24 protein-coding genes are annotated in these 22,267 nt (G+C 57.0%); 7 read left to right on the top strand and 17 right to left on the bottom strand.

All coding sequences use genetic code 11. The annotated features are described in order from the left end of the window. The first annotated feature begins 93 nt into the window (after positions 1-93). From dapA to C772_RS06220, 3 genes are read left to right on the top strand one after another with little or no spacing between them, the layout of a single operon-like run. Positions 94-975, top strand: coding sequence for a 4-hydroxy-tetrahydrodipicolinate synthase (gene dapA, locus C772_RS06230; RefSeq protein ID WP_008298353.1), 882 nt, complete (start codon positions 94-96; stop codon positions 973-975). A gap of 1 nt (position 976) precedes the next feature. After that, the gene (gene dapB, locus C772_RS06225) at positions 977-1,705 is read left to right on the top strand and encodes a 4-hydroxy-tetrahydrodipicolinate reductase (protein ID WP_008298352.1); all 729 of its coding nucleotides are present in this window, start codon (positions 977-979) and stop codon (positions 1,703-1,705) included. A gap of 14 nt (positions 1,706-1,719) precedes the next feature. After that, positions 1,720-1,941 (top strand): hypothetical protein, encoded by a 222-nt coding sequence (locus tag C772_RS06220; RefSeq protein WP_035001643.1) that lies wholly within the window; start codon positions 1,720-1,722, stop codon positions 1,939-1,941. A 50-nt stretch (positions 1,942-1,991) separates the two neighbouring features. Here C772_RS06220 and parC read toward each other — a convergent pair whose 3' ends face one another. Beyond that, positions 1,992-4,442, bottom strand: coding sequence for a DNA topoisomerase IV subunit A (gene parC / locus C772_RS06215; protein ID WP_008298350.1), 2,451 nt, complete (start codon positions 4,440-4,442; stop codon positions 1,992-1,994). Beyond that, positions 4,439-6,400: a DNA topoisomerase IV subunit B gene (gene parE / locus C772_RS06210; RefSeq protein WP_152419716.1), complete on the bottom strand. Its 1,962-nt coding sequence runs from the start codon at positions 6,398-6,400 to the stop codon at positions 4,439-4,441. Before parE ends, parC begins: the two co-directional genes overlap by 4 nt. A 264-nt stretch (positions 6,401-6,664) precedes the next feature. On the opposite strand from parE, the gene plsY reads away from it, so the two are divergent. Both plsY and C772_RS06200 read left to right on the top strand, forming a co-directional pair. Next, positions 6,665-7,267 (top strand): glycerol-3-phosphate 1-O-acyltransferase PlsY, encoded by a 603-nt coding sequence (plsY, locus tag C772_RS06205; protein ID WP_008298346.1) that lies wholly within the window; start codon positions 6,665-6,667, stop codon positions 7,265-7,267. 36 nt (positions 7,268-7,303) lie between these two features. Further along, entirely contained in the window at positions 7,304-7,600 is a 297-nt protein-coding gene (locus C772_RS06200) for a HesB/YadR/YfhF family protein (protein ID WP_008298344.1), read from the top strand. A gap of 14 nt (positions 7,601-7,614) precedes the next feature. Here the strand turns inward: C772_RS06200 and C772_RS06195 are convergent, their stop codons facing one another. The 3 genes from C772_RS06195 to acnA form a co-directional block, all read right to left on the bottom strand. Beyond that, on the bottom strand, positions 7,615-7,932 hold the full coding sequence (locus C772_RS06195) for a hypothetical protein (protein WP_008298343.1): 318 nt from the start codon (positions 7,930-7,932) through the stop codon (positions 7,615-7,617). Then, the gene (locus tag C772_RS06190; RefSeq protein ID WP_008298341.1) at positions 7,932-8,357 is read right to left on the bottom strand and encodes an acyl-CoA thioesterase; all 426 of its coding nucleotides are present in this window, start codon (positions 8,355-8,357) and stop codon (positions 7,932-7,934) included. The genes C772_RS06195 and C772_RS06190 overlap by 1 nt, the downstream gene beginning before the upstream one ends. 115 nt (positions 8,358-8,472) lie before the next feature. Then, positions 8,473-11,205: an aconitate hydratase AcnA gene (gene acnA, locus C772_RS06185; protein ID WP_008298340.1), complete on the bottom strand. Its 2,733-nt coding sequence runs from the start codon at positions 11,203-11,205 to the stop codon at positions 8,473-8,475. Between the two features lie 548 nt (positions 11,206-11,753). Here acnA and C772_RS06175 point away from each other — a divergent pair. After that, positions 11,754-12,005: a GlsB/YeaQ/YmgE family stress response membrane protein gene (locus tag C772_RS06175; RefSeq protein ID WP_008298338.1), complete on the top strand. Its 252-nt coding sequence runs from the start codon at positions 11,754-11,756 to the stop codon at positions 12,003-12,005. Positions 12,006-12,053: 48 nt separating this feature from the next. Here the strand turns inward: C772_RS06175 and C772_RS06170 are convergent, their stop codons facing one another. From C772_RS06170 to C772_RS06155, 5 genes are all read right to left on the bottom strand, one after another. Then, the gene (locus tag C772_RS06170) at positions 12,054-12,740 is read right to left on the bottom strand and encodes a lytic transglycosylase domain-containing protein (protein ID WP_008298337.1); all 687 of its coding nucleotides are present in this window, start codon (positions 12,738-12,740) and stop codon (positions 12,054-12,056) included. 47 nt (positions 12,741-12,787) lie between these two features. Next, entirely contained in the window at positions 12,788-13,387 is a 600-nt protein-coding gene (locus tag C772_RS06165) for an SCO family protein (RefSeq protein ID WP_008298336.1), read from the bottom strand. Between the two features lie 101 nt (positions 13,388-13,488). Then, positions 13,489-13,617: a YvrJ family protein gene (locus tag C772_RS16330; protein WP_008298335.1), complete on the bottom strand. Its 129-nt coding sequence runs from the start codon at positions 13,615-13,617 to the stop codon at positions 13,489-13,491. Between the two features lie 80 nt (positions 13,618-13,697). After that, positions 13,698-13,916 carry a DUF2922 domain-containing protein gene (locus C772_RS06160; protein WP_008298327.1) on the bottom strand — a complete coding sequence of 73 codons (219 nt, stop codon included), beginning with the start codon at positions 13,914-13,916 and terminating at the stop codon, positions 13,698-13,700. 38 nt (positions 13,917-13,954) lie between these two features. Then, on the bottom strand, positions 13,955-14,176 hold the full coding sequence (locus C772_RS06155) for a DUF1659 domain-containing protein (RefSeq protein ID WP_008298326.1): 222 nt from the start codon (positions 14,174-14,176) through the stop codon (positions 13,955-13,957). A gap of 117 nt (positions 14,177-14,293) precedes the next feature. Here C772_RS06155 and C772_RS06150 point away from each other — a divergent pair, with 117 nt between their 5' ends. Next, positions 14,294-14,734, top strand: a complete 441-nt coding sequence (locus C772_RS06150; RefSeq protein WP_008298325.1) for a DUF2621 domain-containing protein — start codon at positions 14,294-14,296, stop codon at positions 14,732-14,734. A 224-nt stretch (positions 14,735-14,958) separates the two neighbouring features. Here C772_RS06150 and C772_RS06145 read toward each other — a convergent pair whose 3' ends face one another. The 7 genes from C772_RS06145 to C772_RS06115 form a co-directional block, all read right to left on the bottom strand. Then, on the bottom strand, positions 14,959-15,474 hold the full coding sequence (locus tag C772_RS06145) for a CcdC family protein (RefSeq protein WP_008298324.1): 516 nt from the start codon (positions 15,472-15,474) through the stop codon (positions 14,959-14,961). Beyond that, positions 15,467-15,796, bottom strand: a complete 330-nt coding sequence (locus tag C772_RS06140) for a thioredoxin family protein (RefSeq protein WP_008298323.1) — start codon at positions 15,794-15,796, stop codon at positions 15,467-15,469. The genes C772_RS06145 and C772_RS06140 overlap by 8 nt, the downstream gene beginning before the upstream one ends. Before the next feature lie 46 nt (positions 15,797-15,842). Then, entirely contained in the window at positions 15,843-16,553 is a 711-nt protein-coding gene (locus C772_RS06135) for a cytochrome c biogenesis CcdA family protein (RefSeq protein ID WP_008298321.1), read from the bottom strand. A 212-nt stretch (positions 16,554-16,765) separates the two neighbouring features. After that, the gene (locus C772_RS06130; RefSeq protein WP_008298319.1) at positions 16,766-18,559 is read right to left on the bottom strand and encodes an ABC transporter ATP-binding protein; all 1,794 of its coding nucleotides are present in this window, start codon (positions 18,557-18,559) and stop codon (positions 16,766-16,768) included. Next, the gene (locus C772_RS06125) at positions 18,559-20,313 is read right to left on the bottom strand and encodes an ABC transporter transmembrane domain-containing protein (protein ID WP_008298317.1); all 1,755 of its coding nucleotides are present in this window, start codon (positions 20,311-20,313) and stop codon (positions 18,559-18,561) included. The genes C772_RS06130 and C772_RS06125 overlap by 1 nt, the downstream gene beginning before the upstream one ends. A gap of 81 nt (positions 20,314-20,394) precedes the next feature. Continuing rightward, positions 20,395-20,727: a YolD-like family protein gene (locus tag C772_RS06120; protein WP_008298310.1), complete on the bottom strand. Its 333-nt coding sequence runs from the start codon at positions 20,725-20,727 to the stop codon at positions 20,395-20,397. Positions 20,728-20,957: 230 nt separating this feature from the next. Next, positions 20,958-22,211 (bottom strand): Y-family DNA polymerase, encoded by a 1,254-nt coding sequence (locus C772_RS06115; RefSeq protein ID WP_008298308.1) that lies wholly within the window; start codon positions 22,209-22,211, stop codon positions 20,958-20,960. Positions 22,212-22,267: the final 56 nt, after the last annotated feature.

Here is a 22,267-nt window from a genome sequence, read left to right as displayed (position 1 = left end):
TGCCGATGCATGGGACATTTCATCCATTGTCCGGGCGTTTGTGCCGGAAACCGGGAGACCGGAATACATTATGGATAGAAAGAGGGATTTTACATGACACATCTATTTACAGGCGTAGCCGCAGCAGTTACCACCCCATTCACAAACGAGGAAGTCGATTACAACAGCTTCCGCCGCCATCTGGAGTTCCTGATCGAAAACAACATCCAGGCGCTTGTCATCAACGGCACGACAGGAGAAGGCTCGACGCTCACTGCGGAAGAAAGCAGCCGCCTTCTTGAAATTGCGGTTGAAACGGCAGCAGGCCGTGTACCGGTCATCGCGGGTACGGGTTCAAACTCCACTGCCGAGTCGATCCGTGCTTCCCGTGAAGCCAAGGAGATCGGCGCTGACGGCCTCATGCTGATCACCCCTTACTACAACAAGACGAGCCAGCGCGGCCTGATCCGCCACTTCGAGGCGATCGTGAATGCTGCGGAGCTCCCTGCCCTCCTCTATAATGTCCCTTCCCGCACAGGTATGACGATCACGCCTGAAACGGTGCTGGAACTGAGCCGCCACCCTTACATTGTCGGCCTGAAAGATGCCACCGGTGACCTCAACTACATGTCCCAGGTGCGCCTCGTGACGGATCCGTCGTTCGCGCTCTACAGCGGAAACGACGATACGGCGCTTCCGTTCACTTCCCTTGGCGGCCAGGGAGTCATCTCGGTCGTGGCAAACGTGGTGCCTGCCCAGTTCCAGGAAATGTACGAACAGACATTCACCAATCTGACGCGGGCACAGGAACTTCACTACCGCCTGACCCCGCTGATCAGCGCACTGTCGGTTGATGTGAACCCGATTCCGATCAAGGTGCTCACATCGCACCTCGGCTTCGGCGACTATGAAGTGCGACTTCCCCTCATGCCGCTGGAAGAGGAGGAGCAAAGCCGCCTGATCCGGCAGTTTGAATCAATGATGATGGAGGTTTGACATGAGATTGCTGCTTTGCGGGTACGGCGCGTCGAGCAAACGCGTCGCTGCCCTTGCCAAGGAACGGGGACATGAAATTGTGGGTGTGCTGCTTTTGCGCGGCCAGTCGGCTGACGGCTATCCGGTTTACCGGCCGGATGAACGCCTTCCGGAAGCCGATGCCGTCATCGACTTCTCGCATCCTGTCCTCACGAAAGCCCTGCTTGCCGCAGACACCGGCCTACCGCTGGTGATCGCGACCACAGGCGAAAAGGAAGTCCTGATCGAGCAGATGAAGGAAAAGGCGGACCGCCAGCCGATTTTCTTCAGCGCGAACATGAGCTACGGGGTGCATATCCTGACGGAGATCGTCCGGTATGCCACTTCCCTCCTCCCTGCCTTCGATATTGAAATGACCGAACGCCACCACCGCAAGAAGGTGGATGCGCCGAGCGGTACGCTCATCAAGCTGTATGACGCCATCGCATCGGCAAGGCCCGACGTCCATCCCGTGCACGACCGTTCCCGGACGGAAGGCGCACGGACGGACGGGGAGATCGGTATCCACTCGGTTCGCGGCGGCACGATCACCGGTGAACATGAAGTGCTGTTTGCCGGCCACGATGAAACGATCACGATTGCACACCATGCCCAGTCCAAGGACATCTTCGCATCCGGCGCCCTTGATGTCGCAGAGCGCCTGATCCATAAGGAAAATGGCTATTATACTTACGATAACCTTGGAATCTGAGATTCCTGAGAAAAGTGAAAGCGGAGGGCGCTGCCCCCCGCTTTTTTGATGGTTATTTTTTCGATTTCGTCATTCCGGATGATGATTTAATCATATACCATTCGGTTTCGTCATTGGCGGATCCGACTGGTGCGAATGCCGAGATTGCGGCAGTAAATGTTGAAACCGGAGCCGTGTATGACGAAATTACCAGCATGAATGACGAAACCGGCGACACACTGCTACAACAAACATAAACTCCCCCTGCCTGCAGCCCGGATGGCCTGCGGTCAGGGGGAGTTTTCATTTATGCCTGTTCATTTTCTTTGGCTCCCATATCAACGGCAAGATAGACCGAAGTGACATAGCCGTCTTCTTTCTGGTCGACGGCGAAGCTGCCGTTTGAATAGCGGTCGGCCATCCGGTAAGAATGCGGCAGGACGGCGACTTCCGCGTCCTTGTCCGTCCGCAGGATGACGGTGTCTTCTTTGCCGGCGAGGGCGACGCCCACTAGCCGGTGCGGATTGGATTTCAGCTCTTTCAGCGATACGAGTCCACGCTTTGCCCGCGAACCGAGTTCATATTCATTGACCGGCATCCGTTTTACCGCACCTCTGTGCGTCGCGAGGATCAGCGAGCGATCGTCTTCCGGCGAACGGAGAACCGAGGACACGACATAATCCCCATCTTTCAGATTGATGCCCTTGACGCCCGCCGTACGGACGCCTGTCGGGGCGACTTCCTCCAACGGGAACCGGAGCCCGTAGGCAAGATGTGTAAAGAGCAGCACTTCATCAGTCGCCTTTGCAAGATGCACTGACTGGAGGACGTCCCCCTTCTTCAGGGAAACGGCCTTGTACGCCCGGTTGTGCCGCTTGACCTGGTAGTCGGCGAGTGCGGAGCGCTTGATGAATCCGCCCTTGGTAACCGTTACCACATCGATGTCCTCGCGGTCGAACGAATCGACCCCGAATGCGGCGATGATCTCTTCTTCCGGGCTCAGCTGGATGATGCTCGAGATATGCTGGCCGAGATCTTTCCAGCGGATATCCGGCAGCTCATGGACGGGCTGATAGATATAGTTGCCGGATGAAGTGAAGACCAGGAGCGTCTGCTGGGTGTTGAGCGTGCCCCCGAACAGCAGGCGGTCGGTTTCCTTCATCTCGAGATCACGGCCGCCTGACGCCCCGTAGGAACGCAGACTAGTGCGCTTGGCGTAGCCGTCCTTTGTGACTGTGACGACAACATCCTCGCTTGGGATCAGAATGTCGAGGTCGACCTTGATCTCCTGGATTTTCGCCTCGATCACAGAGCGACGCGGTTCGGCGAAGCGCTTGCGGATATCCTTCAGCTCGGACTTGATGACACGGAAGAGCTTTTTCTCGGAGGCGAGGATTTCCGTGAGTTCCTTCACGAGCGCCTTCAGCTCCTCCTCTTCCTTTTTCAGCTCGGTGATGTCCGTGTTCGTCAGCCGGTAAAGCTGGAGGGAGACGATCGCTTCCGCTTGCGGTTCCGTGAACTCGAACGATTCGATCAGGTTGTTTTTCGCATCCCGCTTATCATTGGATGCCCGGATCGTGCGGATGACCTCGTCGAGGATCGACAGGGCCTTCATGAGGCCTTCCACGATATGCAGGCGGTCTTTCGCGCGCAGCAGGTCGTATTCAGAACGCTTTGTGACGACTTCCTTCCGGTGTGCGATGTAGGCATCCAGCAGCATGCCGAGCGACATCAGCTTCGGACGGCGTTCGTCGATTGCGATCATGTTGAAGCTGTAGCTGACCTGCAGGTCCGTATTCTTGAACAGATACTGCAGGATGGCTTCACCGTCGATGTCTTTCTTCAGCTCGACGACGATCCGGAGCCCGGTGCGGTCGGATTCGTCACGGACTTCCGAAATCCCCTCCAGCTTTCGGTCAAGCCGGAGCTCGTCCATCTTCTTGACGAGATGTGCCTTGTTCACTTCATAAGGGATTTCCGTGATGACGATCTGCTGCTTGCCGCCGCGGATTTTTTCGATTTCGGTCTTGGAACGGATGATGAATTTTCCGCGCCCCGTGTCGTAGGCCTTTTTGATGCCTTCCGCCCCCTGGATGATTCCCCCCGTCGGAAAATCAGGCCCCTGGAGCACGGTCATCAGTTCATCGGTCGTCGCCGCCGGGTTATCGATCCTCATGAGGACCGCATCGATCACCTCATGAAGGGCGTGGGGCGGGATATCTGTGGCGTAACCCGCCGAAATTCCGGTGGAGCCGTTGATGAGCAGGTTCGGAAGCACTGCCGGCAGGACCGTCGGCTCGTTTTCGTTGTCATCATAGTTCGGGATAAAGTCGACGGTTCGCTTGCCGATATCCCGCAGCATCTCGGAAGCGATCGCGGACAGGCGGGCTTCCGTATAACGCATGGCCGCAGCCGGGTCGCCGTCGACTGATCCGTTGTTCCCGTGCATCTCGATCAGCGGATGCCGCAGCTTCCAGTCCTGGCTCATCCGGACCATCGCTTCGTAGACGGAGGAATCGCCGTGCGGGTGGTACTTGCCGATGACGTTCCCGACCGTCTTCGCCGATTTCCGGAATGGTTTTTCGTGCGTATTGTTTTCTTCCATCATTGCGAACAGGATGCGCCGCTGTACCGGCTTCAGCCCGTCGCGCGCATCCGGGAGCGCCCTGTCCTGGATGATGTATTTACTGTACCGGCCGAAGCGGTCGCCGATGACCTCTTCAAGCGGGAGGTCCTGATATTGTGCCGTTTCCGTCATGCCTGTTCCTCCTCAGCTGTCTCGGCCGTCAGGAATTCGTTTTCAAGGATCGTATCGCCGTCCTCCATGCCGAAGTCGACGTTGTCCTCGATCCACTTCCTTCTCGGCTCGACCTTGTCCCCCATGAGCGTCGTGACCCGCCGTTCGGATTTGGCGCCGTCTTCGATCGTGACGCGGATCAGCGTGCGCGTCTCGGGATTCATCGTCGTATCCCAAAGCTGGTCGGCGTTCATCTCACCTAGACCTTTGTAGCGCTGGAGGATGTAGCCTTTGCCGACTTTCCGGATCGCTGCGTCAAGATCCCGTTCGGTCCACGCGTATTCGACCTTCTCTTTTTTCCCGCTGCCTTTTGAAACCTTATAGAGCGGCGGGAGTGCGATATACACCTTGCCCGCCTCGATCAGCGGCTTCATGTACCGGTAGAAGAAAGTCAGGAGAAGAACCTGGATGTGGGCGCCGTCGGTGTCGGCATCGGTCATGATGATGATTTTGTCGTAGGCGATGTCCTCGACACTGAAATCAGAACCGACTCCGCCGCCGATCGTATGGATGATCGTGGAGATCTCTTCGTTCTTCATGATATCCTCGAGCTTCGCCTTTTCGGTGTTGATGACCTTGCCCCGGAGCGGCAGGATTGCCTGGAAAGTGCGGTCGCGGCCCTGTTTTGCCGAGCCGCCCGCCGAGTCGCCTTCGACGAGATACAGTTCGTTCCTGGCGGCGTTCTTTGACTGTGCCGGCGTCAGCTTGCCGGAGAGCAGCATTTCGGAGCGCTTGCGCTTCTTTCCGGAACGCGCATCTTCCCGCGCCTTGCGTGCTGCTTCCCGTGCCTGCTGCGCACGGATCCCCTTGCGGACAAGTGTAGCGGAAAGCTCCGCATGTTCCTCCAGGTAATACATGAGCTTCTGGGAGACGACGGCGTCCGCCGCGGCGCGTGCCTGGCTGGTGCCGAGCTTGCTTTTGGTCTGCCCTTCGAACTGCAGGAGTGATTCCGGAACCCGGACCGAGATGATTGCGGAGATCCCTTCCCGGATATCCGCGCCGTCCAGGTTCTTGTCTTTTTCCTTCAGCAGGCCCGCTTTCCGGGCATACTCATTGAAAACGCGTGTCATCGCCGTCTTGACGCCCGTCTCATGCGTACCGCCGTCCTTTGTCCGGACGTTGTTGACGAATGACAAAATCGTCTCTGAATAGCCATCGGTGAATTGGAAGGCGAACTCCAGCTCGATGCCGTCATGCTCCCCTTCGATATAGGAGACGTCATGCATCGTGTCTTTTTCTTCATTTAAATATCCGACAAATTCCATGATGCCGGATTCATAGAGGAATTCATCTTTCCGTCCGCTGTCTTCGTCTGACAGGGTGATTTTCATCCCTTTGAGCAGGAAGGCCGATTCCCGAAGCCGTTCGCTCAGGATTTCATAGTTGTACTTGACTGTCGAGAAGATGGACGGATCCGGCTTGAATCGGATGAGCGTCCCGCGTTCGCGTGTGTTTCCGATCTCCTCGAGTGTTGTGACAGGATGTCCCCCGCCCTCGAATCGCTGGCGGAACTTCTTGCCGTCCTTGAAGACGGTCACTTCGAGCCATTCGCTGAGGGCGTTCACGACTGAAGCGCCGACTCCGTGGAGCCCGCCGCTTGTCTTATAGCCCCCCTGCCCGAACTTGCCGCCCGCGTGCAGGACCGTCAGGATAACTTCAGTCGTGGGCTTGCCGGTGCTGTGGGTGCCCGTCGGCATGCCGCGCCCGTGGTCCCGTACAGAGACGCTGCCGTCTTTGTGGACGGTGACATTGATCTCTTCGCCGAATCCGGCCAACGCCTCATCGACCGAGTTGTCAACGATTTCATAGACAAGGTGATGAAGTCCGCGCGAATCGGTCGAGCCGATGTACATGCCCGGCCGCTTGCGTACCGCTTCGAGCCCCTCGAGCACTTGGATCGAATCATCGTTGTAATTCATGGTTTCAGTTGTTTTGGCCAAGAGGATTCCTCCATCAAACGTTTGTTCGTATATGTTCCTATTGTACTTGTTTTGCCGGCGCGTGTCCAACCGCCGGGTCGGGAGTCCCGCACTTCATTGTAGACTACAAAAGCCCGCCGTTGCAATGTTTCCCGGGTATTCATGGTTTTTCGGCCGTACGGCGGGGCATTGTGCGTGCGGCCCTGATGATGTAAACTGAGACTGACTGTTATGACCAACCCTTAAACTGAAAAGAGGTTTGCTATGGATACGGCAATTGTGCTGCTCATCGCATATTTACTGGGCTCTGTGCCTTCGGGACTATGGATCGGGAAGCTTTTCTATAACAAAGACATCCGGGAGTCGGGCAGCGGCAACCTCGGCGCTACAAATACCTTCCGCGTGCTTGGCAAAAGTGCAGGCATCACAGTGACCCTCATGGATATCCTGAAAGGGACGGCTGCCGTTCTACTTTTGCATCTTCCTGTATTCGCGGACTCGGGCGTCCATCCGCTGACACTGGGCATCGCATCGGTCATCGGACATATGTTCCCGGTGTTCGCGAAGTTCCGCGGCGGCAAGGCGGTTGCGACATCCGGCGGCGTCATCCTCGGTTACAGCTGGCCGTTTTTCCTCGTCCTGATCGCATCTTTCCTCGTCATCCTGAAACTGACGAAGATCGTCTCCCTCACCTCGATGGCGATGGGTGTCATCGCGCTGATCTATGCGATCATCAACTACGTCAGGACGGGCGATCTGTACCTGCTGATTGTCATCATCGTCCTGTCCGCCTTTATCTTCTACCGCCACCGGGCGAATATCGGCCGCATCAAGGCGGGAACCGAGCCAAAGGTGAAGTGGCTTTAGTATACTGTAGGGAGACCACGGAAGGCGGTGTGTTCCATGGAGATCAGAATTTCCGAAGACGCGCAGAAATGGTTTCATGACGAGATGGGACTCGGTTCAGGCGACTTTGTCCGCTTCACGGTCCGCTATGGCGGATCCGGACTGCAGCCCGGCTTTTCGCTTGGCCTGTCTGTGGAAAGGCCGGAAAACCCGGCAGCGGCAAACGAGGCGGGCGGCATCACTTATTTCATCGAATCCGATGATGAATGGTACTTTGACGGACACGACCTCGTTGTCGGTTATGATGCCGCATTGGATGAACCTGAATACGGATACGAAAAAGAGAAAGCGTGAATCCCGCGGAGGATTCACGCTTTTTGTGTGCCGGTCAGCCTGAATCGGCTGATCAGGTCTTCCCTGCCCTCTTTTTTGAGGATTTCATATTCCCTTTCGGCGAAAAGGTCGAAATGCGGATAGCGTTCCTTGTGATCGATCCATTCCGGCCGGAGGCCATATTGCCTGCCCCATGCCTCCAGTTTGGCGAGATCCGTGCATCCCGCTTTCGTTACCGTCCTGCAGCCCGGGAACCGGTCGTCCAGCCAGTAATGTGTCAGGAAGGCGATCTCCCCCCTGCTGACGGCTTCTTTCCACTCGGCGACTTCCTGACGCTTGACGCCGAATGCCATCAGGAAAGCTCCCTGGCCAGTTCCCTGTATTTCGCATCCCACTCCGGATCTGCCTTGCGCAGGCCGACCGGGCGGAATGTTTCCTTATGGACAAGCGTGTGTACGGACTGCCCCGTTGCAGCAACCGTGCCATCCTCGTGAAGGATCTCATAGCCGTAGGTCGTCCGCAGCCGCCCGTGCGATTCGATCCAAGTACGGATGATGGCCGATTCCCCGTAGCGCATTGCATTTTTATAGCTGATGTTCAGGTCGATCACCGGCGACAGGTACCCTTCCTGTTCCAGTTTATCGTAACGGAAACCGATGTCTTCGATCAGTGATGTCCGTCCGATCTCCATCCAGACCAGATAATTGGCGTGATAGACGACCCCCATCTGGTCGGTTTCCGAGTAGCGCACCTTGACTGACGTTTCGTTCACATACATTCCATTCACCTCACTGCCATTATACCGGAAATTGCCGTCCCGCACCGCCATCTGTACACAGCAAAAAAACAGCCCGAAGAGGAATTCCTCTTCGGGCTGTCATTATTCAGCGTGATCAGTTGTCTTTCAGGCGGTTACGGAGAACCATCTGAAGGATGCCGCCGTGGCGGTAGTAGTCAACTTCCACTTCGGAGTCGAAGCGTGCAAGTGCCTTGAACTCCTTGACGGAGCCGTCCGGAGCAGTTGCAGTGACAGTGAGGACATCGCGCGGTTTCACGTTGTCCGTGAGGTTGACGCTGATCGCCTCTTCGCCCGTCAGGCCGAGGGACTCCACGCTGTCGCCCTTCATGAACTGGAGCGGAAGCACGCCCATCATGACGAGGTTCGAACGGTGGATCCGCTCGTAGCTTTCGGCGATGACTGTCTTGATGCCGAGAAGGTTTGTGCCCTTCGCAGCCCAGTCACGGGAAGAGCCCATGCCGTAGTCTTTGCCTGCGAGAATCGCGAGGCCCGTGCCGTCTTCCTGATACTTCATCGCTGCATCATAGATCGGCAGGATCTCTTTTGTCGGCCAGTAAGTCGTGTAGCCGCCTTCTGTGCCTTTCGCGATCTGGTTGCGGATCCGGATGTTTGCGAATGTACCGCGCATCATGACTTCGTGGTTACCGCGACGGGAACCGTACGAGTTGAAGTAGCGTGGCTCTACGCCGCGCTCGCGCAGGTATTTGCCGGCAGGCGTATCTTTGCCGATCGCGCCCGCAGGAGAGATATGGTCGGTCGTGATCGAGTCGCCGAACTTGCCGATGACACGAAGATTCTCAAGCGTCTGGATCGGGCTCGCTTCCTTCGACAGTCCTTCGAAGAACGGAGGGTTCTGGATGTACGTCGACTCAGGGTCGAAGTCATACAGGGAGTCATCTGTTGTTTCGATCGCGTTCCAGCGCTCGTTTTCAGTGAAGACATGCTCATACTCTTTGCGGAACAGGTCTGGTGTGACCGTCCGCTCGATCTCAGCCTTTACTTCTTCAGTGGATGGCCAGATATCTTTCAGGAAGACATCCGTGCCGTCCGCTGCGCGTCCGATCGGCTCTTTTTCAAAGTCGATGTTCACTGTGCCTGCAAGGGCATAAGCGACAACGAGCGGAGGCGACGCCAGGTAGTTTGCCTTGACGAGCGGGTGGATCCGGCCTTCGAAGTTCCGGTTACCGGAAAGGACCGAGGATACGAGCAGGTCGCTGTCCATGATCGTCTTTTCGATTTCCGGAAGAAGCGGGCCGGAGTTACCGATGCACGTTGTGCAGCCGTAGCCGACTGTGTTGAAGCCGATCTGGTCAAGATATTTGTCGAGGCCCGCGGACTCGAGGTAGCCGGTAACGACTTTCGATCCCGGTGCGAGCGATGTCTTGACGTATGCCGGCGGGCGGATGCCCTTCTCGACCGCTTTTTTCGCGACGAGGCCTGCGCCGAGCATGACGTAAGGGTTCGACGTGTTCGTGCAGGATGTGATCGCTGCAATCGCAAGGTCGCCCGTCTTCATTTCGACAGTGCGGCCGTCTTCAAACTCGACAGTAGCCTTCTTGTCGAATTCTTTTTCGTCGAGGCCAAAGCCCTGGTTGCCCATTGGAGCCGTGACGGCCTTGTTGAACTCTTCCTTCATCTTGGACATCGGGATGAGGTCTTGAGGACGCTTAGGGCCGGACAGGTTCGGCTCGATTGTGGAAAGGTCGAGTTCAACAGTGTCCGTGTACGTCGGTTCCACGTTGTCCGGAGTGAAGAACATGTCGTTTTCCTGGAGGTATTTCTTCGTGACGGCGATATGCTCTTCGTCACGGCCAGTCAGGCGCATGTAGTTGAGGGATTCTTCGTCTACCGGGAAGAATCCGCAGGTTGCGCCGTATTCTGGTGCCATGTTGGCGATGGTCGCACGGTCCGCAAGCGGAAGCTGTGCTACGCCAGGGCCGAAGAATTCGACGAACTTGCCGACAACGCCCTTCTCGCGGAGAAGCTGCGTGACACGGAGTGCAAGGTCGGTTGCCGTCGCGCCGTTCGGGAGGTCGCCCGTCAGCTTGACACCGATCACTTCAGGAAGCGGGAAGTACGAAGGTTGTCCGAGCATTCCGGCTTCTGCTTCGATACCGCCGACGCCCCAGCCGAGTACGCCGATCCCGTTGATCATGGTCGTGTGGGAGTCGGTACCGACAAGCGTATCCGGATACGTTTCGAAAGTGCCGTCTTCGTTTTCGATCTCGTGTACGACGCTTGCGAGGTACTCGAGGTTGACCTGGTGGACGATACCGGTTGCCGGTGGTACGGCACGGTAGTTGTCGTAGGCCTTTTGTGCCCAGTTCAGGAACTGGTAACGCTCGGCGTTGCGCTCGAACTCAAGCTCCATGTTCAGGCGCAGTGCTTCATTCGAACCGTAGCGGTCTACCTGGACGGAGTGGTCGATTACGAGGTCGACAGGGATTTCAGGGTTGATCTCGTCAGGGTTGCCGCCGAGATCGGCCATTGCCTGGCGCATCGACGCGAGGTCAACGACGACGGGAACGCCTGTGAAGTCCTGAAGGATGACGCGGGAAGGCTTGAACGGAACTTCCGAGGAAGGGTCTACATCCGTGCCCCATTTTGCAAGGTTTTCAACGTGCTCATCTTTGATAACATAGCCATCGTGCTGGCGAAGGACAGATTCCAGCAGCACTTTGATGGAGTAAGGCAGGCGCGATACATCAGCGATGCCTGCATCCTGCAGAGCCTTCAGACGGTAGTAGTGGTACGTCTTGCCGTTCAGCTCGAACGACTGGCGGCTGTTGTGCAGATTGCTTTTAACTGTTTGCGTGCTCTTAGCCATTGCTTTTCCTCCTCTGTTTCTACGTGAAAAGACGGATGGATCCACTTTTCTCTCCCTTATCTTATCGAATTACACACGATAAGTAAATTACATAATATTGATTGAAGAACATAAGAAAAACGAATAGCTTCATATGCTTGTGAACCGGGGGGTTGGGCTTGTCCGGAAATTTTGTCTCTGCAGGACGCAGAAAATCCGGCGATCCATGACGGATAGCCGGATTTCCATGTGTGCAGAAAGGCTTCAATAGAAGCTGATAAAGTCATAGGCCAGGGAAACGACGAACAGACTGTGCACCAGGGCAAACAGAAATGCGTGGCGGTCAAGGACCTTCATCCGTTCCGTGTCCATCGTATCCATCTCCTTTTGCTTTTCTTGATTATAAAGGAAGGAGATTGATATTTCAATATTTAAATCATTCAGAATCCATTTTTTGCTGAGGTTTTTTGAGTTTGTTTCGGGCATATTAGGTTTTAGCCCAGACACTTTTGGATATATAAAGTACTGTAACGGCATTATAAAAATTTTACAGAAGGAGTGAAGGTAACATGGAATTCTTAATGTATCTGATTGTAGGCGGAATCATCGGCTGGCTCGCCGGCATGATCCTCGGTAAGGACATCCCAGGCGGAATCATCGGCAACATCATCGCAGGTATCATCGGTGCCTGGATCGGTGGCGCACTCTTCGGTGACTTTGGTCCGGACGTTGCAGGAATCGCTCTGATCCCTGCCCTGATCGGCGCACTGATTCTTGTGTTCGTCGTCAGCTTTATTCTCAAAGCCATGCGCAGAGCATAACGGAATACACAAAAAAGAGGACCAAAATGGTCCTCTTTTTGTGTTCCTTCATTTTCCGCTGTATTCATCTGCCCGCTGTTCGTAATCCCTGTAAAACGACATGACGTCCTCCACGTACCGGTCGCTGTGATTATAAAGGAAGATTGCCTGCTCCAGCTCCCCTTCCGCCGCTCCGTTTTGTGCCAGGTAACTCGCTGCGCTATAAATCGAATCGCGCAGATTGAACGGGTCCGCCTTTCCGTCCCCGTCCGCATCAAGCCCATATCCTCCATATGAGCGGATCGCTTCCGGATTGGTCTTTACATCTTCGGGAATTTCTCCTTTTCCGAGTCCTGAGCAGCTTGGATGTGACCATCCGACCCATGTACAGGGCATGAATTGCATATGCCCTTCCGCTCCCGCCGGCGAAATCAGCGGATCCATCGTGCTGAACCGGGTCTCGACCCGGTGGTGGGCGGCCAGAAGTGTCCAAGGGATTCCGTGCGCATCCGCCGCTTCTTTATAAAGCGGCACATAGTTCTCCGGCACACGGATGTCGAACAGCCTGTCCGGCGTATGGGCGGCGTACTCGTTGAGCTCACGGATAAACGGGACATCCCGGAGTGCAGACCAGAACAGGGCCGTCAACATATACATGACAATCAGCGAGGGGATGAGAAAGACAAATGCCGCGATGAGGCAGCCGCCTTTCCGCATCCGCCTGCCCCCGCTTTTCCTGATTTTCCGTTTTCCCATCCTCATTCTCCTTCCATGAAAAAAGCCGGCATGCGCCGGCTTTCACATCAGGCTCCCGCCTCGATCAGAGCTTCCATGTCTTCGACAATGATGTCATGCGGGACTTCCATATAACCGTCATAGCTCTTGACCGCTTCCCCTTCCTGGTTCACAAGGAAGAACGAGGAGGCGTGCGTGACCTGGTCCGAGTCCTGCGGTGGTGCGATGACCGGGACTTTGAACGACTTCACCGCCAGATCGGCGATATCTTCCATGGTATAGCCCGTCAGCATTTCCCATTTGGACTGGTCGGCCACTTCAAAGGTATCAAGGTACTCCTGGAGCTTTTCCGGGGTGTCATACTCCGGGTCGACACTGAACGAAACGATTTTATAATCCTCGATGCCCGCTTCCGCCAGGTTGTCCTGAATTTCCGCCATGTTGAACATCATCGGCGGACACACCGACGTGCAGTTGGTAAAGACGAACTGGGCGAGCCATGGCTGGCCTTTCAGGTCTTCCAGCGAGACCTTTTCGCCGTTCTGATTCGTATATTCAAACGGCTCAACGTCCCAGGAAAAGTCACCTTCGAACTTTCCTGCGTTGCAGGCGCTGAGCACCAGTGCGGCCAGGATGATCATTACCGCAGCCGGGATGAGTTTTTTCATCAGTAAATACCGCCTTTACTTCTTCTTTTACTTTTCATCTTATCGGATGCAAGAGCCGCCTTCAACAGAGACAGCTCCCGTTTTTCCGACAATCCGATGAACTAACCCGCCTTTAGCGACACGAGCGCGTCATGAATGGCGGTCAGTTTTGTCTCCACCCGGTGCATCAGGTAAAACGACACGAAGATCGGGAATCCGAGATCCTGGATGAACGTCATCCATTCCTGCATGATGGTGTCCTCCTTTCCCGTGATGTCTTTTGGCCTGACAGATCAAAAAGAAGCCCCCCGGCATAGCCGGGGAGCCAGGGTCAGGCTGTAATGATGTCCGTCACCCCGCGGGATACGATGCGGGCAGCCTCGGCCGATTCGACCGGGTGTCCGTCCGTTCCGAATACGCCGCTGCCGATCACTTCCTGCATTGCCTGGCGCACTTCCGCTTCCGTGAGCCCCTCTTTTGGCGCATCGACTGTGAGGGTCATCCGCTTGCCTCCGGCAGTCCTGAAAATGAGTTCCAAAGTCTGATCCATTCTTTCTTCCCCCTTTGATGATCTCCCGGCTCAGGCGATCAGTATTCGGTGATTTCCGCTGTTTCGATTTTCTCGGCTGCGATGTACGGATAGCCCGAAAGGCCGCCGAGTGCGCCGACTGCAGCCGCCAGAGATTCCGCATCAGCCGAACCGGAAACATTCCGGTAGGTCTTCAGCTTCACGACCGGCTTGCCTTCCCCATCCAGGCCCGCGTCAAAGTGGAGCCGGATGGATGCGTTCTTAAAGACGATGTTTGCCATGTTTTCTCCCCCCTTTCACCCGTTACATAGGGCGATTTGGTGAAAAGAATACAACGGAGGTGAAAAAAATCGGCAGTCGCCTTATAATTGTTGGAGAATGCAAAAGAGGTGAGAGTGTTGCTAGACGGCTGGTTTCTCTGGTTTATCCTGTTCTGGGTGTTTGTCCTGATCAGCCTGTTCGCGATCGGCGGGTATTTCATGTTCCGCAAGTTCCTGAAGGCCCTGCCGAAGGAAGACGGCCGGTCGACGCTCGACTGGGAAGAATACTATGTCAATAAATCTCTTCATCTCTGGACGCCCGAGTCCAAGGAGATGCTGAATGAGCTCGTTTCGCCGGTGCCGGAACTGTTCCGTCCGGTCGCCAAACAGAAAATCGCCGGCAGGATCGGGCAGCTTGCCCTGCGCGAAAAGGCGAAACGGATCGAGTTTGACCATATTATCCGCGGCTATATCCTGGCAACGCCAAAGCGGGACCATAAATTCCTCAAGAAAAAGCTGGAAGAGATGCAGATTGACGATACACCGTACAGGAATCTGTATCAGTTCAGCAGGGATTAATGACAAAAGCGCAAGCGCCCGTTCAGCAACGTACAAACTGGAGCCCTTCGCAATGAGATCAAGGAAACACGGTGAGGAACGAACCGATGTTGACTGATCGTAGAGAAGGGTGAAGTTTGCCAGTTGCTGGGCGCTGGAGCTGGACGGAGCCTGAGCGCAAATCATTATTTATCTGCAGAGTAAATTTAAAACCGCCATTCCGGTGTTTCCGGGATGGCGGTTTTTCATGCTGCGGCCCCGGTGCGGGACTGCAGCTTCCGGTATTTTAAATACATGGCGATGCGCCATGGGACGATCATGCCGAATGCGAGGAGGAAGAACATCCCCGCAAGTTCCCCGACATCGATCGTGCTGCTGAGGATCAGCTTTCCGGCCACGCGTATGACAAGCAGGCCGGCCAGAATAAAGATGAAAGCCTTTGAAGGCTTCAGATAGATCTCGCCCCCGCTCACTTCGAACCTGGACGTCCGGATGAGGAGGAACGAGAACAGAATGCCGACTGCCAGTGCCTCGAACACATGCGGCCAGGCGACGCGGAACGGTTCGAAAACGAACATGAGCGCGCCCGTCGACATCATGACCGGAGGCAGGATAATCTTCCTGGCGCTCGCAGGCTGCTTGCTTGCCCTGGAGCGCATGATGACCGCGCCGAGGCCTGCCATGGCAAAGATCACGGTGGAACCGATGATCAGGATCGGCGCGGGGATCTCGGTGAAGATCCGGTTGACGAAATCATTCATATTGTCCACCCGCCAGCTCGAGCTCGTCCATCCGGTGTTTCAGATCTGCCATCGGGACGAAGCGGGCAAAACGGGCAAACTCGCGGCCTTCCTTGAACAGGAGAACGACCGGTGCGGTGAAAAGTGACAGCTGTCCCGCCAGCTCCGGAACCTGCGCAGCGTTGGCCAGGTAAAAAGGAAATGCATATTCCTCTTCAATAGCGGAGACCTGCGGAAGCAGGCCTTCACAGACCGAGCAGTGGTCGGTCTTGACGAAGAGGAGCAGTGTGCCCTCCTCTTCGAGCGTGCCGATCCACTCATCAAATGAATTCAATTGCTCCATTGCCGGATCCCTCCTTTCCCGCGGCAATGATGATGTCTTCATCCTATCAGAATCCCTGGAAGTCTCCGAAGAACGGACTCAGCCAGCTGATGATCATCGTCATGCCGTCGAAGAACAAGAGGATCCCGACGAGAATCATGACCCAGCCGCCGACTTTCATGATGACGTTGCTGTACTTCCGGATGATGGCAAGCTTCGTGATGAAGAAAGACAGAACAAAGAACGGAATTGCAAAACCGAGAACATAGGCAATCATGTACCACATGCCGGACCCCGGGTTCTGCCCGGCGAGCGCAATGATGGCACCGATGATCGGACCGCTGCACGGCGTCCATCCCGCCGCAAAGGCCAGACCGATCACCGCAGAGCCGAAATAGCCGGCCGGCCGGTTCTTGAACTGGATTCTCCGTTCCTTCATGAGGAACTCGGGCGTCAGGAGCCCGACAATCATCAGGCCGAATGCGACGATGAAGATCGCGCCGATCTGCCTGAGGAGGTCATCATACCTGACGAAGAACGAACCGATGAATGAAGTGCCGAACCCGAGGGCGATAAAGATGGCCGAAAAGCCAAGCAGGAAAAACACGGTGTGCAGGATTCCGCTTTTCGGCATCTTCCCCCGGTCCGATTTTAGGTCATCCAGCGACATGCCGGTGATGTAGGAGATGAATGCAGGATATAGCGGCAGCGTACACGGGGAGATGAAGCTGAGGAACCCCGCTCCGAATGCCAGTAGGATGTTGAGGTCTGTCGACACCACAATCCCCCTTTCTCTTGCTGTCCTTATACTATCAGAATCCGATTGCGTTTTCGCCATTCCTGTCTGTGACAGTTTGTTGTCTTTATGGCATATTCACGCAAGCCGGAAACGTGCCGGCTAGAAAAAAGAAGACAATGAAAAAACAAGCAGATGACAGACGGAGGTCCGCTTGCCATCTGCTTGTTGGCTGCTGCGCTAATTCCCGCCGGTCAGCGGGCCTCGTTTTCTTCCAGGATGCCGTTCTGGAGTCTGTACATCTTGTGGTAGAGGCCGCCTTTGGCAAGCAGTTCCCTATGGGTGCCCCGCTCCACGATCTCCCCCTGGTGAAGGACGAGGATCAGGTCCGCGTCCTGTATGGTGCTGAGGCGGTGCGCGATGGCGATTGTCGTCCGCCCCTTCCGCATCCGCTCCAGCCCTTTCTGGATCGCCACCTCGGTCTCGGTATCGATGTTCGCCGTCGCCTCATCGAGAATGAGGATCTTCGGCTTCTTGACCATCGTACGGGCGAATGCGATCAGCTGCCGCTGTCCGCCCGAGAATGTCGAGCCCCGCTCCGTCACCTTCTGGCCGTAGCCGTCCGGCAGGCTCCGGATAAACGGATCCGCCTGGACGAATTCGGCAGCCGCCTGAACCTCGCCCGGACCGAGCGACCCGTCAAAGAGCCGGATGTTGCTCCCGATGTCCCCGTAGAACAGGAACGGATCCTGCAGGACGAGCCCGGTCTTTTCCCGGAGCTCGGTTTTCGGATAGGATCTGATCGGCCGTCCGTCGATCAGGATCTCTCCCCGTTCGAACTCGTAGAAGCGCATGAGCAGGTTGATGATCGAGCTTTTCCCCGAACCGGTATGCCCGACGAGCGCCACCGTTTCTCCCGGGTTCGCGGTGAAGCTGATGTCTTTCAGCACATCGTTATTTCCGTCATAGGAGAAGGAGACATTCCTGAATTCAATTTTGCCTTCAGCGATTTTTGCGTCTCCCCGATCCGGCTGGGCCGGTTCCAGTTCCGGGTCGTCCATGAGGCGGAACACCCGGTCGGCAGCGACGATGGCCTGCTGGAAGATCGACAGGCGCTGCATGACCTGGTTGATCGGCTCGAAGAACCGGTCGATATAGGTCACGAACGCGTAGATGACCCCGATCTCAACCGGTTCGCTGAATGATGTCACCCCGAAATAGGACAGGAGCAAAATCAGCCCGAGCGCATAGACGATGTCGACCGCCGGGCGCAGGAGCAGTCCGTCCAGCTTGATGTTGCGCATGCCCGCCTCGTAGTGTTTGTCGTTGATCTCCCCGAACTCTTCCCGGAACCGCTTTTCCTGCCTGAACACCTGGATCATGCCCATGCCGTTCAGGGATTCGGCGATTTTGCCGTTGAGCTGGCTGAGCCGCTCCCGGAGGTCCTGATAAAACTCGGAGCTGTACTTCCGGTAGATCCACATGATGAGGAAAATGAGCGGCAGCAGCATAAGCGACAGGAGTGCAAGCCGCACATCAAGCGCGAACATGGCGATATAGACGCCGATGATCAGGAACCCGCTCTGCAGGAAGCCGACAAGGACATCGACGAACATCTCGAGAATGGCTTCGGTGTCGTTCGTCACCCTGGAGACGGTCCCCCCCGCCGGTGTTTTGTCAAAGTACCGCATCCCGAGCCGGTGCACTTTCGTGAAAACGTCTATCCGGATCTGGCGCACAATGCGAAGGGCGATCTCCTGGAATTTTAGGAGCTGGATATAGCCGAACACCGCATTCAGCACGAGGATGGCCAGATAGGCGCCGGCCAGGATCATGAGCGGACGCGCCGGGAACTCCCGCGGCGTCAGATAGTCATCGATGAATGTCTTGATCAGGTATGGGCCGAGGACACTCCCGAGTACGGTCAGCCCGAGCAGGATGAGTGCAACGGTCGCCGCTCCCTTGTGCGGAGTGAGATAGCGCAGCAGCCGCTTGAGGACGTGCCACTGGTCGCGCCCGCTCAGTTTCCGCTGTTCAGGTGCTTCCATCACGCATCCCCTCCCTGTTCGACAAGTGCTTCCAGCTGCTGCAGCCGGTACATTTCATGATAGATCCCGCCAAGTGCCATCAGTTCGTCATGCGTGCCCTTTTCGGCGATGGTGCCGTCTTCCATGACAATGATCTGGTGGGCGTGCTGGATGGCGCTCATCCGGTGGGAGGTGATGATCGTCGTTTCTTCTGTGCGCGATTCCTTCAGGGCGGCGAGGATCGCTTCTTCCGTCCGGGCATCCACTGCGGACAGCGAGTCGTCCAGGATGAGAAGCTCCGGCTCCATGAGCAGTGCGCGTGCGATGGAAATGCGCTGCTTCTGGCCGCCCGACAGTGAAACGCCCCGCTCGCCGACGACGGTGTCGTAGCCTTCCGCGAATCCGAGGATATCCTCATCGATGTGCGCGAGCCTTGCCGCTTCCCTGACCTCATCAAACGGCGCATCCGTGTCTGTGAATGCGATGTTTTCCCGGACGGTTGCCGAGAAGAGGAAATGATCCTGCGGCACGTAGCCGATCGCCTCGAGGAGCCGTTCCTTGCGGTAATCGGTGATCGGGATGTCCCCGTATGTAATCACACCGTCATACCCCTCGAACTCGCGCAGGAGAAGCTTCAGGATCGCGGTCTTGCCGGAACCGGTCCTGCCGACGATTCCGAGCGTCTCGCCCTTTTTCAGTGCGAACCGGACATTGCGGAGTGCGGGCTGCTCTGCTCCGGGGAACCGGAATTCCCGGATGTCGAAGACGAGGTCCCCTCCGGGTTCCGTATCCGCCGCTCCGTCCGCATCCCCGATGTCCGGAGGGACGGCAAGGAGTTCACGGATCCTGCCGTAGGATGCCCTGCCCCGCTCGACGATATTGAACAGGAAGCCGAACGCGAGCATCGGCCACACGAGCAGGCCGAGATAGGCATTAAAGGCGACCAGGTCCCCGAGCGTCATGTCGCCGTTCAGGATAAAGCGCGCCCCGAAGATGATCGACAGGAAAAAGGACAGGCCGACGATCAGGGAGATCGTCGGGTCGAACAGGGCGTCCACCCTGGCGACGCGGACGTTCTTCCCGACGACATCCGCGGACAGCTTCCTGAAGTCCTCAATGTCCTCCTCTTCCTGGCCGAACGTCTTGATGACTTTGATGCCGGCAATGCTCTCCTGGGTTTTGTCGTTCAGGTCGGAGAAGGCCTCCTGCGCCGTGCGGAACCGCTCGTGCAAGAGCTTGCCGTACCAGCTGGTCAGCACCGCCATGAGCGGCATCGGGAGAAGCGCGATGAGCGTCAGCTTCCAGTCGATCGTCACCGCCATGGCGATGATGACCGCTCCGCCGGTCGTGACCGAGTCGACGAGTGTCAGCACGCCATGCCCCGCCGTCTGCTGGACGGCGCGGATGTCATTGGTCGCATGCGCCATCAGGTCACCGACACGGCGCTGCTGGTAAAACGAGGACGACATTTTCGTGAAATGGGCGAACAGCTCGCTGCGGAGCCGCCGCCCGAGAAGCACCGACGAGCCGAAGATCATGACCCGCCAGTAATAGCGGAGCACATACATCGCAAGCGCCGCCCCTGCAAGGATCAGCAGCCACCTGCCGAGCCCGGCCCCCGTCAGCGTGCCGAGCCGGATCTCATCGACGACATAGCCGATGATCCTCGGCGGCAGCAACTGGAGGACCGCCACGACAAGCAGCGTCAGGATGCCGATGATGTACTGCTTTTTCCGCTCCTTGAAAAACCACCCCAATTGCATGAACACATTCACGGATCCCGTTCCCCCTTCTATGTTTGGGCCGATATCCAGTGTAGCAAATGTTCTGAAATCCGAGAAGTGCCGGAATCTAAATTATCCGGCTGCTGAAATATCGGTGACGTCCGAAGTCCGGATGACGGCCGGTTCCCCGTCCGCGCCGACCATCCGGATGGTTCCCGACACCGGATCAAAATGATGGACCGCCCCCGTGCAGCACGCCTCCCCGCCCGGCGTCCGCCTGGAGACGGAAAGCGGTCTCCCGTACTCAAGCGCTTCATGGAGCATCCGGTCCCACTCTTCCATCTGCTGGGGATCCGGGGCGAGCGGCTCCCGCCTGCCCTCCTCTTCCTGCCACTCCCTCAAAAGCTTCAGATGCTCCGGCAGCATCATCGCCGTCCATTTGATGTTTCCTCTGTCGCGGATCATCCGCATCACGCTCCTTCTGAATGTTGTTCGGGCTTTTCGGCGCGGCTTGTGTTTGCTGCCTGTCCGGTTTCGTCATTCGGTCCGCCAGTTTCGGCATTGGGACAGCCGGTTTCGCCATTCACCGGCGAATGGCGAAATCGGGGCTGCGAATGACGAGACTCCGTCAGCGAATGGCGAAACCGGGCCCCGAATGATGAAATCGCCGGCCGTCTGTGATGCCGGCCGCCGACTTACATCTTGTGGCCGCCGATCAGCTTCGCCCGGCCGACGGCGGTGCCGGCATCCGTATAGGAGACCGCGCGCAGAATTGCGGCCGGGCCGTACTTCGACCGGATTGCATCCATGGCGGCGCCGAGCTTGCGTTCCTCCCACTTGCGCGTCTCGAACAAGCTGAGCTGCATGGAATGTTCCTCCTCCAGGTTGGAAAGCGAGAGGGCGAGCCGCCTGACCGGGCGGCCGTCGTGGAACTCATCCAGAAGCGCGGTGCACACCCGGTAAATGGCCATCGTCGAGTTGGTCGCCGTCTCCAGCGACCGGGAACGGGAAAAGCCTCCCCCGTATGCATTTTCGCTGTAGCCGGCGGACAGGTGGATGGTGCGTCCGGCGCGTCCCGCTTCCCGCGCGCGCCGTGCCACGTCCTCGCACATCTCCAGGATGACGGCGAGGATGTCTTCCCGCTTCACATAGTCGCGGTACAGCACCTGGCCCTTCCCGTAGCTGACCTGTCCGGCGATGAGCGGGGCGCCGAGTTCCGACAGGTCGATGCCCCATGCATGGTGATACAGCTGGTTGCCCATGACGCCGAACTCCTTCTCCAGCAGCTTGAGGTCGGCATGGGCAAGGTCGCCGACGGAAAAGATGCCGAGCCCGTTCAGCCGGCGCTCCATCCGGCGGCCGATCCCCCACATCCCCGACAGCGGGGCGACCGGCCACAGTTTTTCCGGGACATCCCCGTACGTCCACCTGGCGAATCCGGTCTTTTTCGCGTCCAGGTCGAGGGCCACCTTCGCCAACAGCATGTTCGGTCCCATGCCGATGGCGGCAGGCATCTGGAACTGGGCAAGCAGCTGGTCCCGGATCCGCTTCACGGTCTCCTCCGGCGGCCCCCACAGCCGCTCCGTCCCGCCGAGATCGACGAACGCCTCGTCGATGCTGTACACATGGATGGCCTCTTTCGGCACGTATTCGCCAAGGAGGCGGGTGATCTCCATCGACACCCGGACGTAGAAGCCCATCTTCGGTTCGATGAGCCGGATCGACGGATCATCCGGAATCTCATACAGCCGGTGCCCTGTCCGCACGCCGAACTCCCGCTTGAGCCGGGGCGAGGCGGCGAGGACGACACTTCCTTTCCGGTCGCGGTCCCCGATGATGGCGATCGGCTCCCTTAAAACGTCCAGCCCCTCGTCCGCGGCCGCGCAGCTTGCATAAAAGCTCCGCATGTCCAGGCAGATGATTTTCCGGTCCGGCAGTCCCTCATACATGCGCGCTTCCTCCTTTTGATGATTTATTCGATATAGAACAAATGTTCCCCTCCTTA

This window comes from Bhargavaea cecembensis DSE10 (assembly GCF_000348905.1).
Classification (GTDB): domain Bacteria; phylum Bacillota; class Bacilli; order Bacillales_A; family Planococcaceae; genus Bhargavaea; species Bhargavaea cecembensis.
Note: the sequence above shows the minus strand (reverse complement) of the source record. Positions and strands in the feature narration are given on the sequence as shown.